The 13,594-nt window shown below is 48.3% G+C and carries 20 protein-coding genes; 19 read left to right on the top strand and 1 reads right to left on the bottom strand.

The annotated features are described in order from the left end of the window. Nucleotides 1–10: 10 nt before the first annotated feature. From rplO to rpsI, 16 genes are all read left to right on the top strand, one after another. Nucleotides 11–451 (top strand): 50S ribosomal protein L15, encoded by a 441-nt coding sequence (gene rplO / locus KNQ09_RS16715; protein WP_035399353.1) that lies wholly within the window; start codon nt 11–13, stop codon nt 449–451. Next, nucleotides 451–1,740: a preprotein translocase subunit SecY gene (gene secY / locus KNQ09_RS16710; RefSeq protein WP_023466642.1), complete on the top strand. Its 1,290-nt coding sequence runs from the start codon at nt 451–453 to the stop codon at nt 1,738–1,740. The genes rplO and secY overlap by 1 nt, the downstream gene beginning before the upstream one ends. Nucleotides 1,741–1,811: 71 nt before the next feature. Beyond that, complete coding sequence (locus KNQ09_RS16705) at nt 1,812–2,459, top strand: adenylate kinase (protein ID WP_023466643.1); 648 nt, start codon at nt 1,812–1,814, stop codon at nt 2,457–2,459. Then, the gene (gene map / locus KNQ09_RS16700; RefSeq protein ID WP_023466644.1) at nt 2,459–3,211 is read left to right on the top strand and encodes a type I methionyl aminopeptidase; all 753 of its coding nucleotides are present in this window, start codon (nt 2,459–2,461) and stop codon (nt 3,209–3,211) included. Before KNQ09_RS16705 ends, map begins: the two co-directional genes overlap by 1 nt. A gap of 149 nt (nt 3,212–3,360) precedes the next feature. Further along, nucleotides 3,361–3,579: a translation initiation factor IF-1 gene (infA, locus tag KNQ09_RS16695; protein WP_012369032.1), complete on the top strand. Its 219-nt coding sequence runs from the start codon at nt 3,361–3,363 to the stop codon at nt 3,577–3,579. Between the two features lie 33 nt (nt 3,580–3,612). Next, entirely contained in the window at nt 3,613–3,726 is a 114-nt protein-coding gene (rpmJ, locus tag KNQ09_RS16690; protein WP_003156543.1) for a 50S ribosomal protein L36, read from the top strand. 20 nt (nt 3,727–3,746) lie between these two features. Next, complete coding sequence (gene rpsM / locus KNQ09_RS16685) at nt 3,747–4,112, top strand: 30S ribosomal protein S13 (protein ID WP_023466646.1); 366 nt, start codon at nt 3,747–3,749, stop codon at nt 4,110–4,112. Between the two features lie 16 nt (nt 4,113–4,128). Then, on the top strand, nt 4,129–4,524 hold the full coding sequence (gene rpsK / locus KNQ09_RS16680; RefSeq protein ID WP_023466647.1) for a 30S ribosomal protein S11: 396 nt from the start codon (nt 4,129–4,131) through the stop codon (nt 4,522–4,524). 137 nt (nt 4,525–4,661) lie between these two features. Then, nucleotides 4,662–5,606, top strand: a complete 945-nt coding sequence (locus KNQ09_RS16675; RefSeq protein WP_023466648.1) for a DNA-directed RNA polymerase subunit alpha — start codon at nt 4,662–4,664, stop codon at nt 5,604–5,606. A gap of 33 nt (nt 5,607–5,639) precedes the next feature. Then, on the top strand, nt 5,640–6,011 hold the full coding sequence (gene rplQ / locus KNQ09_RS16670) for a 50S ribosomal protein L17 (protein WP_023466649.1): 372 nt from the start codon (nt 5,640–5,642) through the stop codon (nt 6,009–6,011). Between the two features lie 98 nt (nt 6,012–6,109). After that, nucleotides 6,110–6,940: an energy-coupling factor ABC transporter ATP-binding protein gene (locus KNQ09_RS16665; RefSeq protein ID WP_029343095.1), complete on the top strand. Its 831-nt coding sequence runs from the start codon at nt 6,110–6,112 to the stop codon at nt 6,938–6,940. Then, on the top strand, nt 6,928–7,782 hold the full coding sequence (locus KNQ09_RS16660; protein ID WP_064300981.1) for an energy-coupling factor transporter ATPase: 855 nt from the start codon (nt 6,928–6,930) through the stop codon (nt 7,780–7,782). The genes KNQ09_RS16665 and KNQ09_RS16660 overlap by 13 nt, the downstream gene beginning before the upstream one ends. Continuing rightward, the gene (locus tag KNQ09_RS16655) at nt 7,779–8,570 is read left to right on the top strand and encodes an energy-coupling factor transporter transmembrane component T family protein (protein ID WP_149426607.1); all 792 of its coding nucleotides are present in this window, start codon (nt 7,779–7,781) and stop codon (nt 8,568–8,570) included. The genes KNQ09_RS16660 and KNQ09_RS16655 overlap by 4 nt, the downstream gene beginning before the upstream one ends. Further along, nucleotides 8,570–9,304 carry a tRNA pseudouridine(38-40) synthase TruA gene (gene truA, locus KNQ09_RS16650; RefSeq protein ID WP_149426608.1) on the top strand — a complete coding sequence of 245 codons (735 nt, stop codon included), beginning with the start codon at nt 8,570–8,572 and terminating at the stop codon, nt 9,302–9,304. The genes KNQ09_RS16655 and truA overlap by 1 nt, the downstream gene beginning before the upstream one ends. 168 nt (nt 9,305–9,472) lie before the next feature. Continuing rightward, nucleotides 9,473–9,910 (top strand): 50S ribosomal protein L13, encoded by a 438-nt coding sequence (gene rplM, locus KNQ09_RS16645; protein ID WP_023466654.1) that lies wholly within the window; start codon nt 9,473–9,475, stop codon nt 9,908–9,910. Nucleotides 9,911–9,934: 24 nt separating this feature from the next. Next, nucleotides 9,935–10,327 carry a 30S ribosomal protein S9 gene (gene rpsI / locus KNQ09_RS16640; protein WP_023466655.1) on the top strand — a complete coding sequence of 131 codons (393 nt, stop codon included), beginning with the start codon at nt 9,935–9,937 and terminating at the stop codon, nt 10,325–10,327. A gap of 93 nt (nt 10,328–10,420) precedes the next feature. Here the strand turns inward: rpsI and KNQ09_RS16635 are convergent, their stop codons facing one another. After that, nucleotides 10,421–10,708 carry a hypothetical protein gene (locus KNQ09_RS16635; protein WP_214859116.1) on the bottom strand — a complete coding sequence of 96 codons (288 nt, stop codon included), beginning with the start codon at nt 10,706–10,708 and terminating at the stop codon, nt 10,421–10,423. Nucleotides 10,709–10,804: 96 nt separating this feature from the next. Here KNQ09_RS16635 and KNQ09_RS16630 point away from each other — a divergent pair, with 96 nt between their 5' ends. From KNQ09_RS16630 to KNQ09_RS16620, 3 genes are all read left to right on the top strand, one after another. Further along, nucleotides 10,805–11,455 (top strand): M15 family metallopeptidase, encoded by a 651-nt coding sequence (locus KNQ09_RS16630; protein WP_214859115.1) that lies wholly within the window; start codon nt 10,805–10,807, stop codon nt 11,453–11,455. A 144-nt stretch (nt 11,456–11,599) separates the two neighbouring features. Beyond that, nucleotides 11,600–12,631, top strand: coding sequence for an Mrp/NBP35 family ATP-binding protein (locus KNQ09_RS16625; protein WP_023466657.1), 1,032 nt, complete (start codon nt 11,600–11,602; stop codon nt 12,629–12,631). A 2-nt stretch (nt 12,632–12,633) separates the two neighbouring features. Further along, a complete protein-coding gene (locus KNQ09_RS16620) occupies nt 12,634–13,236 on the top strand; it encodes a KinB-signaling pathway activation protein (RefSeq protein WP_064300977.1) in 603 nt (200 codons plus the stop codon). The last annotated feature ends 358 nt before the right edge of the window (nt 13,237–13,594 follow it).

Below are 13,594 nucleotides of genomic sequence, written 5' to 3'. Positions count from 1 at the left end.
GTGCCCCACTATGAAACTCCATGAATTGAAACCAGCTGCTGGTTCACGTTCAGAACGCAACCGTGTAGGTCGCGGTATGTCTTCTGGTAACGGTAAGACTTCTGGCCGTGGTCACAAAGGTCAAAAAGCTCGTTCAGGCGGTGGTGTTCGTCCAGGTTTCGAAGGTGGACAAAACCCACTTTACCGTCGTTTACCAAAACGCGGCTTCAACAACCCAACTCGTAAAGAGTTCGCGGTCATTAACCTTGACACACTCAACCGTTTTGAAGAAGGAACTGAAGTCACTCCAGAACTTCTTGTCGAGACTCGTGCAGTCAAAGGCATGAAAGACGGCGTGAAAATTCTTTCTAACGGTAAGATCGAAAAGAAACTAACAGTCAAAGCTCATAAGTTCTCCGACGCTGCGAAGCAAGCAATCGAAGCTGCCGGCGGTACGGTTGAGGTGATCTAATGTTTCAAGCGATCTCCAATATGTGGCGCGTAGCTGACATTCGTCGGCGCATTCTCTTTACCTTGGCATTGGTTATCGTGTTCCGGATCGGAGCACATATCCCGGTGCCGATGGTAAACACGGAAGTGTTCAAGATTGACCAGAATGGTATTCTTGGTTTCTTGAACTCGTTCGGCGGGAATGCTTTGCAGAATTTCTCACTCTTTGCGATGGGAATCATGCCGTATATCACGGCCTCGATCGTTGTCCAACTCTTACAGATGGACGTTGTTCCAAAGTTTGCCGAATGGGCAAAACAAGGAGAGGCGGGCCGTAAGAAGTTAGCAACGGTAACGCGCTATGGAACGATCGTACTCGGCTTAGTCCAAGCGTTTGGAATCGCGCTTGGATTTAACCGTATCTACCCAGGTCTTGTCGACGAACAGTTCGGCACCTGGACATACGTTATGATTGCACTCGTATTGACAGCGGGAACAGCATTCTTGATGTTCATCGGTGAACTCATCACGGAGAAGGGCATTGGTAACGGGATATCAATGATCATCTTCGCTGGGATCGTCGCGGGCTTCCCGAATGCATTCCGCCAGATTTACGAAACGAAGCTCCAAAATGCAGGGGATGCTTTGTTTGTAAATGTGCTTTATATCGTACTCTTGCTTTTAATCATCATTGCGGTCATCGTCGGAGTCATCTATGTTCAGCAAGCTGCACGTAAGATTCCGATTCAGTACGCTAAGCGTACGGTGAACCGGACACCAGTTGGCGGTCAATCGGCACACTTGCCGATCAAATTGAACGCTGCCGGTGTTATTCCAGTCATCTTCGCGGTGTCGTTCATGGTGACGCCACCAACGATTGCGAGTTTCTTTGCAAGTCCGGAGACAGCAACGAAGATCCGTGACATTTTCGACTATACGAGTCCAATCGGTATGTCGATCTATGTGGCACTGATCATCGCGTTCTCGTACTTCTACACATTCGTTCAGGTTAACCCGGAACAAATGGCAGAGAACCTTCAAAAACAAGGCGGATACATTCCTGGTATTCGTCCTGGTAAGCAAACGGAGCAGTACATCACGAAGATTCTATACCGTCTGACATTCTTCGGTTCACTCTTCCTCGCTGTCATCGCGGTGACGCCGACATTCTTTATTAAGTTTGCTGGCTTACCGAACTCGGTGCAGATTGGTGGAACGAGCTTGTTGATCGTCATCGGTGTAGGACTAGAGACGATGAAACAGATTGAAAGTCAATTGGTTAAACGACACTACAAAGGCTTTATCCGATAAGGCGGGAGGAAGGGGACCATCCCTTTCCTTTCTGTTGTGTCTATAGAGCTATAGAAGTGGAGGCTACCGACATGAATCTAGTATTGATGGGTTTGCCGGGTGCTGGTAAAGGAACGCAGGCTGCGAAAATCATCGAAGACTATGCGATCCCCCACATCTCGACAGGCGACATGTTCCGCGCGGCGATCAAAGATTCAACGCCACTCGGACAAGAAGCGAAATCATACATGGATAAAGGGGAACTCGTTCCGGACGAAGTCACAATCGGCATCGTACGTGAGCGTCTCGCCAAAGAAGACTGTGCAAATGGTTTTCTCCTTGACGGTTTCCCACGCACAGTGAAACAAGCAGATGCTCTTGAAGCATTACTTGAAGATCTGGGCAAACAAATTGATCACGTCATCCACATCGGTGTAGACCCGGAGAAACTTGTCCCTCGTTTGACAGGTCGCCGGATTTGCCCAACTTGCGGAGCAACGTATCATGTTCTCTACAACCCACCAAAAGTGGAGGGGATCTGTGATATCGACGGATCAGCACTTGTACAACGTGAAGATGACCAAGAGGAGACAGTACGTCGTCGCTTGGAAGTCAACGTCGCTCAAGCGCAACCTTTGATTGACTTTTACGCAGAAAAAGGGTATCTTCGTAATTTGGACGGTGATCGTCCAATCAACGATGTATATTCCGATGTTCAGGCACTCCTTGGTGATCAGTAATGATCATCACGAAAGCGCCGCGTGAAATCGACATCATGCGTAAAGCAGGACAAATCGTCGCCCGGACGCATAAGGAGCTTCAAGCTCACATTCGCCCAGGTATCACGACGGGGCAACTCGACGCGATCGCTGAACGCTATATTCGAAGTCAAGGGGCAACACCATCGTTTAAAGGGTATAATGGTTTCACGGGTAGCATCTGTGCTTCCGTGAACGAAGAGCTTGTCCATGGTATTCCGGGAGATCGTGTACTTCAGGACGGTGACATCATCTCGATTGACATCGGAGCAGAGTACAATGGGTATCACGGAGATTCAGCCTGGACATATCCGGTAGGTACAATCTCTGAAGAGACGAAGCGGTTACTTGACGTAACTGAAGAATCTCTGTATAAAGGATTGGAGCGCGCCAAAGCTGGCGTGCACCTGACAGATATTTCGCATGCGATTCAGTCACATGTTGAAGCTGCGAATTTTTCTGTAGTCCGCGAATATGTGGGCCACGGCGTGGGACAAAATTTGCATGAAGATCCGCAAATTCCACATTATGGACCACCGGGGAAAGGGCCGCGCCTGAAAACCGGCATGACACTGGCAATTGAGCCAATGGTCAACGTCGGGAAACGCTATGTTCGCACACTATCCGACAATTGGACGGTAGTGACGGTGGACGGTAGCATGTGCGCCCACTTTGAGCACACCATCGCCATCACAGACGACGGCTACGAGATCTTAACGGTCGATGCAGAGTGAGCTGTGCGCGTTATTGGTGTCACCTTTCTATAAGCCAGTATCCACTCGTGTTTGTGACCGATGATCTCTCAATGGCTCTTGTAGAAAGCCCCTAGCGCTACAAATCGTCTGGGCTCCCAATCAACTTTATAGAGAAAGGGGTATAATTGATGGCGAAACAAGATGTAATCGAAGTGGAAGGTACGGTTATCGAGCCGCTTCCAAACGCGATGTTTAAGGTGGAGTTAGAAAACGGCCACACGGTCCTCGCGCACGTCTCAGGAAAAATTCGGATGCACTTCATTCGGATCTTGCCAGGAGATAAAGTAACGGTTGAGTTGTCACCATACGACTTGACTCGCGGACGGATCACATACCGTTTCAAATAAAAACTCCGATTTTTTCAGGAGGAGGTATTCACAATGAAAGTAAGACCTTCGGTTAAACCGATCTGTGAAAAATGTAAAGTTATCCGCCGTAAAGGCAAAGTAATGGTTATTTGCGAAAACCCTAAGCATAAACAAAAACAAGGGTAATTAAACAAGGAGGTGCACACATGGCACGTATTGCTGGTGTAGATATTCCACGTGAGAAACGCATCGTCATCTCACTCACTTACATCTATGGTGTTGGTAAAACGACTGCTCAAAAAGTCTTGAAAGAAACTGGTATCTCTGAAGATACTCGTACTCGCGACTTGACTGAGGAACAATTGAACCAACTTCGTGATGGTTTAGACAAAATCAAAGTTGAGGGTGACCTTCGTCGTGAAATCTCACTCAACATCAAACGTTTGATCGAAATCGGTTGCTACCGTGGTGTTCGTCACCGTCGTGGTCTTCCAGTTCGTGGTCAAAACACTAAAAACAACTCGCGTACTCGTAAAGGCCCACGCCGTACAGTAGCGAACAAGAAGAAGTAAGGGAGGGTAAACTAAGATGGCAAAACGCAAACAGAACGTTCGTAGTAAACGTAAAGTCAAAAAGAATATTGAATCTGGTATCGTGCATATCCGTTCAACATTCAACAACACGATCGTTACGATCACTGATATGCAAGGGAATGCAATCTCTTGGGCAACTGCAGGTAACATGGGCTTCAAAGGCTCACGTAAATCGACTCCTTTCGCTGCACAAATGGCATCTGAAACAGCTGCTAAAACAGCAATGGATAACGGTATGCGTACTGTAGAAGTTAACGTTAAAGGTCCTGGTGCAGGTCGTGAAGCAGCTATCCGTGCTCTTCAAGCAATCGGTCTAGAAGTCACTGCAATCCGTGACGTTACTCCAGTACCACACAACGGTTGCCGCCCTCCAAAACGTCGTCGCGTGTAACCCGTCTTGTACTGCAGAGCGGGGATTCGAGTAGACTTTTGTTGATCGTTTGACCAAGCAAGGCAGTAGAAACGTACACAAGGCGGTTGGCGATTGAACGCGATGGCCAACATGACGATATTCAAGGAGGGGTTCAGATGATCGAAATCGAAAAACCGAAGATTGAAACGATCGAGTTAAGCGAGAACGCTACGTTTGGTAAATTCGTAGTTGAGCCGCTTGAGCGTGGATTCGGTACAACGCTTGGTAACTCATTGCGTCGTATCCTATTGTCTTCACTTCCGGGTGCTGCAGTCACTGCAGTCCAAATCGATGGCGTTCTTCATGAGTTCTCGACGATTGATGGCGTTGTAGAAGACGTTACCCAAATCATCTTGAACCTTAAGAAACTCGCCCTCAAAGTGTACTCGGAAGAAGAGAAAACGCTTGAGATCGATATTCAAGGCGCTGGTGTTGTCACTGCTGCGAACATTACGCATGACAGCGACGTCGAAATCCTCAACCCAGAACTTCACATCGCAACGCTTGCAGAAGGTGCATCACTTCATATGCGTCTTACAGCACGCCGTGGTCGTGGGTATGTTCAGGCTGAAGATAACAAACGGGACGATATGCCAATCGGTGTAATCCCAATCGACTCGATTTACACGCCAATTCAACGTGTAAATTATCAAGTTGAAAAAACACGTGTCGGTCAAGATGCGAGCTTCGATAAGTTGACGCTAGATGTTTGGACGGACGGTTCAATCCGCCCTGAAGAAGCAGTGTCACTCGGTGCGAAAATCATGACAGAACACTTAAACATCTTTGTTGGTCTTACAGACGAAGCGCTCCATGCTGAAATCATGGTCGAAAAGGAAGAAGATCAAAAAGAAAAAGTACTCGAAATGACGATCGAAGAACTCGATCTCTCAGTTCGTTCGTACAACTGTTTGAAACGCGCTGGTATCAACACGGTTCAAGAACTCGCGAACAAGAGCGAAGACGAGATGATGAAAGTCCGTAACCTCGGACGTAAATCACTCGAGGAAGTTCAAGCGAAACTCGACGAACTCGGACTAGGCTTGCGCAAAGAAGACTAATACTATTAATTGCACGAAGGAGGGAATCCATCCATGGCATACTCGAAATTAGGCCGTACAAGCTCACAACGTAAGGCACTTTTGCGTGACCTTGCGACTGATCTCATCATCAATGAGCGTATCCAAACTACAGAACAAAAAGCGAAGGAACTTCGTCCAGTCGTAGAGAAACTCATCACTTTAGGTAAACGCGGTGATCTCCACGCTCGTCGTCAAGTTGCATCGTTCGTTCGCCGTGAAGCTGCTGGTCAAAACGCAGAGGGCAAAGCACAAGACGCGATCCAAAAATTATTCGCTGATGTGGCTCCACGTTTTGCTGAGCGTCAAGGTGGTTACACACGCATCATGAAAATGGGACCACGTCGTGGTGACGGCGCAGAAATGGTCATCATCGAACTCGTTTAATCCTCATTAAATGATTCGCCATAAAAGGGCAGTGCGTATCCCGCTTCTGCCCTTTTGCTACAAAATGAAAGTATTGATTTGATGAAGGAGGAGAGATCATGGACAAGCTGATTGAACTGGAACAGGTCACCTATCGGTATCCGGAACAGGAGCAAGCAGCCTTACACGAGGTCTCTCTGACGATTCGTTCAGGTGAATGGGTCGCCATCGTTGGTCACAACGGCTCTGGAAAATCAACGCTGACGAAATTGTTTAATGGATTGTTGTTACCGGAGACAGGGACCGTTACGGTTGCTGAGCGCTTTTCAAGTGCGAATCCGGAGCAACTGTGGGAGATGCGCCGAGCAATCGGCATCGTCTTCCAAAATCCAGATAATCAATTCGTTGGCACGACCGTGCGCGACGACGTGGCATTTGCTCTAGAAAACTGGGGTGTGCCACGCGAGGAAATGGTTCGTCGTATCGACGACAGTCTAGCGCGCGTTGGCCTTACGGATTTTGTTGATCGGGAACCCCATCAACTATCCGGCGGACAGAAGCAGCGTGTCGCAATCGCTTCGGCGCTTGCGATGCGCCCTGATGTTCTCGTGCTCGATGAAGCTACATCGATGCTTGATCCATTAGCACGACAAGAGGTCATGTCGACCGTTCAGGAACTCCATGCGACTCACCCAATGGCGGTCATCGCGATTACACACGAATTAGACGAAGTATTACGGGCTAGTCGTGTCATCGTCATGGATGCCGGGAAAATCGTATTAGAAGGATCCCCTCAGGAAGTCTTTCGTCATGCATCGTTCTTAGAAGACATCGGACTCGATGTTCCATTCGTTGTTCGGGTACAAGAACGTTTACGGGCGCAAGGTCTCTCACTCGAGGAGACGATACTAGATGAAAGAGAATTGGTGAACCGTTTATGCCAATCTTAATCCAGGAATTAAATTATACGTATCAACTCAATAGTCCGTTCGAACGAGTCGCGCTACGTGATGTGAATCTTGAGATTCCGTCAGGGGCGCTTGTTGCGTTTGTAGGGCATACCGGATCCGGGAAATCGACGCTCGTGCAGCACATCAATGGGTTGCTCAAGCCGACAGCGGGGAAGGTACAAGTCGATGACATCATCGTCGAACCGAAGAAAAAACAGGACCTCAAGCCATTAAGACGTCGCGTCGGGCTTGTTTTTCAATATCCGGAATATCAATTGTTCGAAGAGACGGTCTTAAAGGATGTCATGTTCGGTCCGATGAACTTCGGTCATGATGCCGCGATGGCTGAGCAATTAGCGAAAGAGGCATTACGGACTGTCGGACTCGATGAAGTCTTTTGGAGTCGTTCGCCGTTTGACCTGTCTGGTGGGCAAATGAGGCGTGTTGCAATTGCCGGCGTACTCGCTAGTCAACCAGACGTGTTGATCGTCGATGAGCCGACGGCAGGACTCGATCCGCAAGGGCGCAAGCATATGCTGAGTCTGTTTGCCCGGCTCCATGCAGAGACCGGTATGACGTTGCTCCTGATCACGCACGACATGGATCAGGTGCTTGAGTATGCTGAGCGTGTGATCGTCATGGAAGACGCCCAGGTGGCGTTTGACGGGCTACCGCTTGATCTGTTTAAAGAAGAGACATTGCTCGAGCAATTCCACCTCGATCTCCCGCACGTCCTATCGCTTGCTTGGCAAGTCGCTGATCGGCGTGGATTGCAACGACCGGAGATCCGGACGGAGACCGAATTGATCGAGTGGTTGATGACGAAAGGGGTGAGCGAATGATCGTCGGACAACATATTCCCGGTCAGTCGTACTTGCACCGGTCGTCGGCACTTGCGAAGATCATCTTTGCTTTCTGCTTCATTCCGCTCGTCTTTCTCGCGAACAATGCAGCAACGAACATCTTTTTACTCATCTTTACGTTCTTAGCACTCATGAGTAGTCGGTTACCACTTCGTTATGTTCTAAAGGGACTGCGACCGATTCTTTTCCTGATCGTCTTTACGTTCGTCATCCAGCTGTTCTTCACACGCGAAGGGGCTGTCCTCTTTGAGTTCGGCTGGCTTCGGATCTATGAAGAAGGACTGCGACTCGCGATCATCGTCTCATTACGTTTCTTCTATCTTGTCTCGATCACGACACTCGTCACGCTGACGACCTCACCGATCGAATTGACAGATGCGATTGAGTTGTTGTTAAAGCCGTTCAAGGTCGTCCGTGTTCCAACGCATGAGATCGCGCTCATGTTATCGATCTCGCTACGGTTCTTACCAACCTTAGCGGAGGAGACGGAGAAAATCATGAAGGCACAGCAAGCACGTGGTGTTGATTTATCGGCAGGACCAATCAAGGAACGTTTACGGGCGATCATTCCGTTATTGATTCCGTTGTTCATCTCCGCCTTTAAGCGGGCAGAGGATCTTGCGACAGCAATGGAAGCGCGGGGATACCGTGGAGGAGAGGGACGGACACGCTTACGGGAGTCCAAGTGGACGATGCGGGATACAGGTCTGATCATCCTACTCGTCCTCCTAACGATCAGTTTAGTAGGATTGCGAGGGATTGGTTAATGCGTCGTTTAAAATGTACGATTCAGTATGACGGAACCGGCTACGCCGGGTATCAGGTGCAACCAAACGGATTGACGATTCAAGAAGTAATTGAAACGACACTTGCGCGGATGCACAAACATCCCGTCAAGATCATCGGGTCGGGACGGACGGATGCGAGGGTGCATGCCTACGGGCAAGTCATTCATTTTGATACGGAACTAGCGATTCCACCGGAGAACGTCGTCAAGGCACTGAATACGCTCTTACCAGCGGATATTCGTGTCCGGAGCTGCGAGGAGGTCGAACCGACCTTTGAAGCGCGTTACGATGTCGTAGGGAAGGAATACCGCTATTTCGTCCGCCGCGAAGAAAATGCGTTTCGTCGGAATCTATCGGTTCATATTCCGTATCCGCTCGATCTCGAGCTCATCCGTCAAGGGATGGCACATCTCGTCGGCACGCACGATTTCAGTTCGTTCTGTGTCGCGAAGACGGAAACGGATAACCGAGTCCGGACGATTTACGAGGCAGAGTTGATGACAGTCGGTGACGAACTCGTCTTTCGGTTCCAGGGCAGTGGGTTTCTCTATAATCAAATCCGGATTATGGTCGGGACGTTACTTGACGTCGGACGCGGTCGTTTTGCACCAGAGGACATTAAAAAAATGTTGCTGGCAAAGGACCGGAACGTCGCAGGCGTGACAGCGCCTCCCCATGGACTCTATCTATGGGAAGTTTTCTATCCGGAGTGAAAAAAGGCAATTGACATTGGCTATTAAAAAACATACAATGTTTATTGGCATTTCATTTATTATGAAACCACAATCTTAGCCCCGTACACCTAAGATTATGATAGATTCACCTAGTGAATAAATGAAAAATCAAAAACAGAACTTTTAATTCCTTAGGAGGTATTTTACATGCGCACAACTTTCATGGCGAAAGCTACTGATGTAGAACGCAAATGGCTCCTTATCGACGCTGAAGGTAAAACACTCGGTCGCCTTGCGAGCGAAGTTTCATCACTTCTCCGTGGTAAGCACAAGCCTACGTTCACACCACACGTTGACTGTGGGGATAACGTTATCCTCATCAACGTTGAGAAAATCGTTTTAACTGGTAACAAACTCGACAAAAAAGTCTACTACCGTCACTCTGGTCATCCAGGCGGCTTAAAGCAGACTGTTGCACGCGATATGCTTGCTAACAAACCTGAGCGCATGCTTGAACTCGCGATCAAAGGGATGCTTCCAAAAGGTAGCCTCGGTCGTCAAATGTTCAACAAACTCCACGTCTACGCTGGAGCTGCACACAAGCACGAAGCACAACAACCAGAAGTTTACGAACTTCGCGGTTAATACGAATTTAGGAGGAACTACACGATGGCAGATGTACGTTACTACGGCACTGGTCGCCGGAAACACGCGGCAGCGCGCGTTTTCCTCGTTGCTGGAGACGGTAAAGTCACAGTTAACGGTCGCGATATCAGCGAATACTTCGGTTATGAGACATTGATCATGACTGCAAAAGAACCACTCGTAATCACAGAAACAGAAGGCAAGTACGATGTAATCGTAACGGTCAAAGGCGGCGGCTTCACTGGTCAAGCAGGCGCTATCCGTCACGGTATCTCACGTGCTCTTCTTCAAGCGGATCCAGAATTCCGCGGCGCACTCAAAGCGAAAGGCTTCTTGACTCGTGATGCTCGTATGAAAGAGCGTAAAAAATACGGTCTCAAAGCAGCTCGTCGTGCACCACAATTCTCGAAACGTTAATTCTTTTCGAATCCCTCTCACCCTTGTGGTGGGAGGTTTTTTTATGCACTAAAAAACCGCTCTCCTGACGAAGTGTCAGAACAGCGATTCAAGTCAAGTCGACGGAGTGGAGCGTAATCGGTGCAACATCGTCAGAAGAACGTAGAGGATGACGATCGTCAGCGGGATGCTCCAAACAAAGAGAGATTGTATGAATTGGGTAGGTGTATGTGCCGTCGCTTGACCGACATGTCCTGTAAAAGAGGTTTCTTCACTTAAGACGGTTGCATTGTCCGGTAACTTCGTCTCGGTAGCGACAGTCGGTTGCAGCGTCAGATACAGGACGAAGCTAAGATGTAAGAGACAGGTGACGCCAAGTGTCCAAATGATGCGTTTTTTCATAGGATGCTCCTTTTGATATGAGTTAAAATCATTCTGCATTCCATAAGTATAGCGGATTTTGTTTTCGGGAACAGGAGACAAAGGGAGTGAGCATAGATGGCATTATCGATCAGCTGGTTACTCGAGCGAGCGAATCGGAAGTTGAATGCTTCGGGACTTTCGCGAGAAGTCGCCAAACGGACGCAAGAGGTCATTCGGGAGATGCATGCGCAAGGGATTTATGTAGGCGTCGCACAAGGGTACCGATCCATTGCAGAACAGAATCGGTTGTACGCACAGGGACGGACACTACCGGGACCAATCGTAACGAATGCACGTGGGGGACAATCCAATCATAACCGCGGCATTGCCGTCGACCTCTTTCAATATTCAAAAGACGGTACACAAGCGCTGTTTCGAAACGACCAAAGCTTTCAAAAGATTGTTGCTGCGATGAAACGACGTGGCTTTTCTTGGGGTGGGGACTGGACGAGCTTTAAGGATTATCCACACTTTGAATTACTAGGAGTGTCTGAAGAAACGACTAATCGCTCTCGTGCGATCGTTCCGTATCCAGGTCGTCCGTTATATCAAGGTGCAGCCAATATGAATCCGCGGGATATCGAACGAATCCAGCGTGCAGTCAAAGCAACCGTAACTCGGCGCTTTGATGCAGAGACGGCTCAGAAGGTGCGCGCCTATCAAACACGTCAAGGACTTGATGTCGATGGTGTCGTGGGTCCTAGTACATGGAACCGAATGTTCTAAAACGAGTGAATGATCGAGTGAAATGATGAAAACCGACACTGGACATGGAAAAGTCATCCTTTCCGGTGTCGAAATGTGCAAGCGCTCTCTTATTTTTGTTATACTAATAAGGATTAAATCGAACGTTTTCAGGGGGAAGGCACTATGTTGAATGAACAAGAAATTCGCGAGGTAGTCGGAACGCTCGTCGATCCGACGATTGACCGCCCGCTTGCAGATACGAACGGCATTCGTGACGTCCGGATTAAAGGTGATTATGTCAGTCTGAAAATCGCTTTAGCTCAATCTGGTTCTGGGGAGCAACTCGTGCTCCAACAGCAAATCGTCAAGGAACTGAAAGAAAAAGGATTCAAGACAGTGGGACTTCGTTTTGAAGCACTTGGTGATCACGGGATTCAAGCAGCTACGACACCATCAATTCTCAAACCAGAATCTGGTACGACGTTCATCGCGATCGCTTCTGGTAAAGGGGGCGTCGGGAAATCAACGGTTTCCGTTAACTTAGCAGTCGCCCTCGCACGAGCAGGGAAGAAAGTCGGGTTGATTGATGCCGATATCTACGGCTTTAGTGTTCCAGACATGATGGGAATCGAAACACGTCCGACTGTCGTGAACGACCGAATCGTTCCACCAGAACGCTTTGGCGTTAAAGTCATCTCAATGGGCTTCTTCGTCGAAGATAATGCACCAGTCATCTGGCGGGGACCAATGCTTGGGAAGATGCTCAACAACTTCTTCGCGGACGTCGAATGGGGCGATCTCGATTACTTGTTGCTTGATCTTCCACCGGGGACAGGAGATGTCGCACTCGACATTCATTCGATGCTCCCGAGCTGTCAGGAAGTCATCGTCACGACACCTCACGCGACAGCCGCTTTCGTTGCAGCACGAGCAGGAGCAATGGCAATCAAGACGAACCATCGTCTCCTCGGAATCGTCGAGAACATGGCGTACTTTGAAAGTAAAGTGACAGGCGAAAAAGAATATGTCTTCGGTAGTGGTGGCGGAGAGAGGTTGTCAGAAGCGTTAAAAACCGATATTCTAGCTAAGATTCCACTTGGACAACCATATGCGAACGATGCGGACTTCGCCCCATCGATCTATCGCGATGAACATCCATTTGAGACGTACTATAATGAACTCGCCACGCGTGTCATCGAAAAAGTAGAGGGATAAGAATGAAGATTAAAGGATTTTTGAAGCTGTTTTGGATGACGCTCCTAATCGGAACGCTCGCCGGCTTCGTGTTTAACTTGGTAGCGGAACCTGGATATATCCGAAATCAATCGATTAGCGGATATGTGACGGCTCTCTCCTACAGTAGTACGTGGACAGCCATCAGTTTGATGGGATTCTTCTCGTACTTGATCTTACATCGCGTCGGACTCGATTTATTCCGCGGCGCAAAGCTTTGGAATCGTGTCCAGGTCGTCTTGATTGCATTTGCACTATTTGATGGTGTTTATCTACGCGGATTAGCATACGGCTTTGATAAGACGAGCCTTTATATTGGTGAGATGGTCGTCTTGCTTGTAATAGCGTTCTTAGTCGCGCGGACGAAAGCACGGGAAACGAACTTCACAGCGTTCATTCCGACTTTGTTCCTCATGACAGTCATCACGTTGATCGAATGGGTACCTGCTTTGCAGGCAACACAAGATAAGCGGATGTTATGGGCGGCGCTTGCGACACTTTTAATCTGTAATGCGTATCAGATTCTAATGCTGCATCGCTTGCAAGAAAAGCCAGCTTCTCAAGGACAATCGCAAAAACAGGCGTAACGAAAAAGACCCGCGAACGGGTAGTGTTTTACCGGTTCAAGCGGGTCTATCTTTTTTCTAAAGTTTTTTTAGAAAAACAGTTGACGAAAAAAACAAGAGTTGATATATTAATACATGTCGCTGAGGCACACGCCAAACGCGAGCGTCACAGACGAAAAAAACTTCAAAAAAGTAATTGACATCACTTATTACTTTACTGTAAGATTTAAAAGTCGTCAAATGACATATTGGACTTTGAAAACTGAACGATGAGGCAAAAATCGTATTCTACGGAATACAAAAACGAATGAAGCGCAAGCTTCGTCAATCGTGACTTCGGTCACAAAAACGAGCAAGTCAAACACTTCATGGAGAGTTT

Origin of the sequence: Exiguobacterium sp. s191, assembly GCF_018618955.1 — a bacterium.
Classification (GTDB): domain Bacteria; phylum Bacillota; class Bacilli; order Exiguobacteriales; family Exiguobacteriaceae; genus Exiguobacterium_A; species Exiguobacterium_A abrahamii.
Note: the sequence above shows the minus strand (reverse complement) of the source record. Positions and strands in the feature narration are given on the sequence as shown.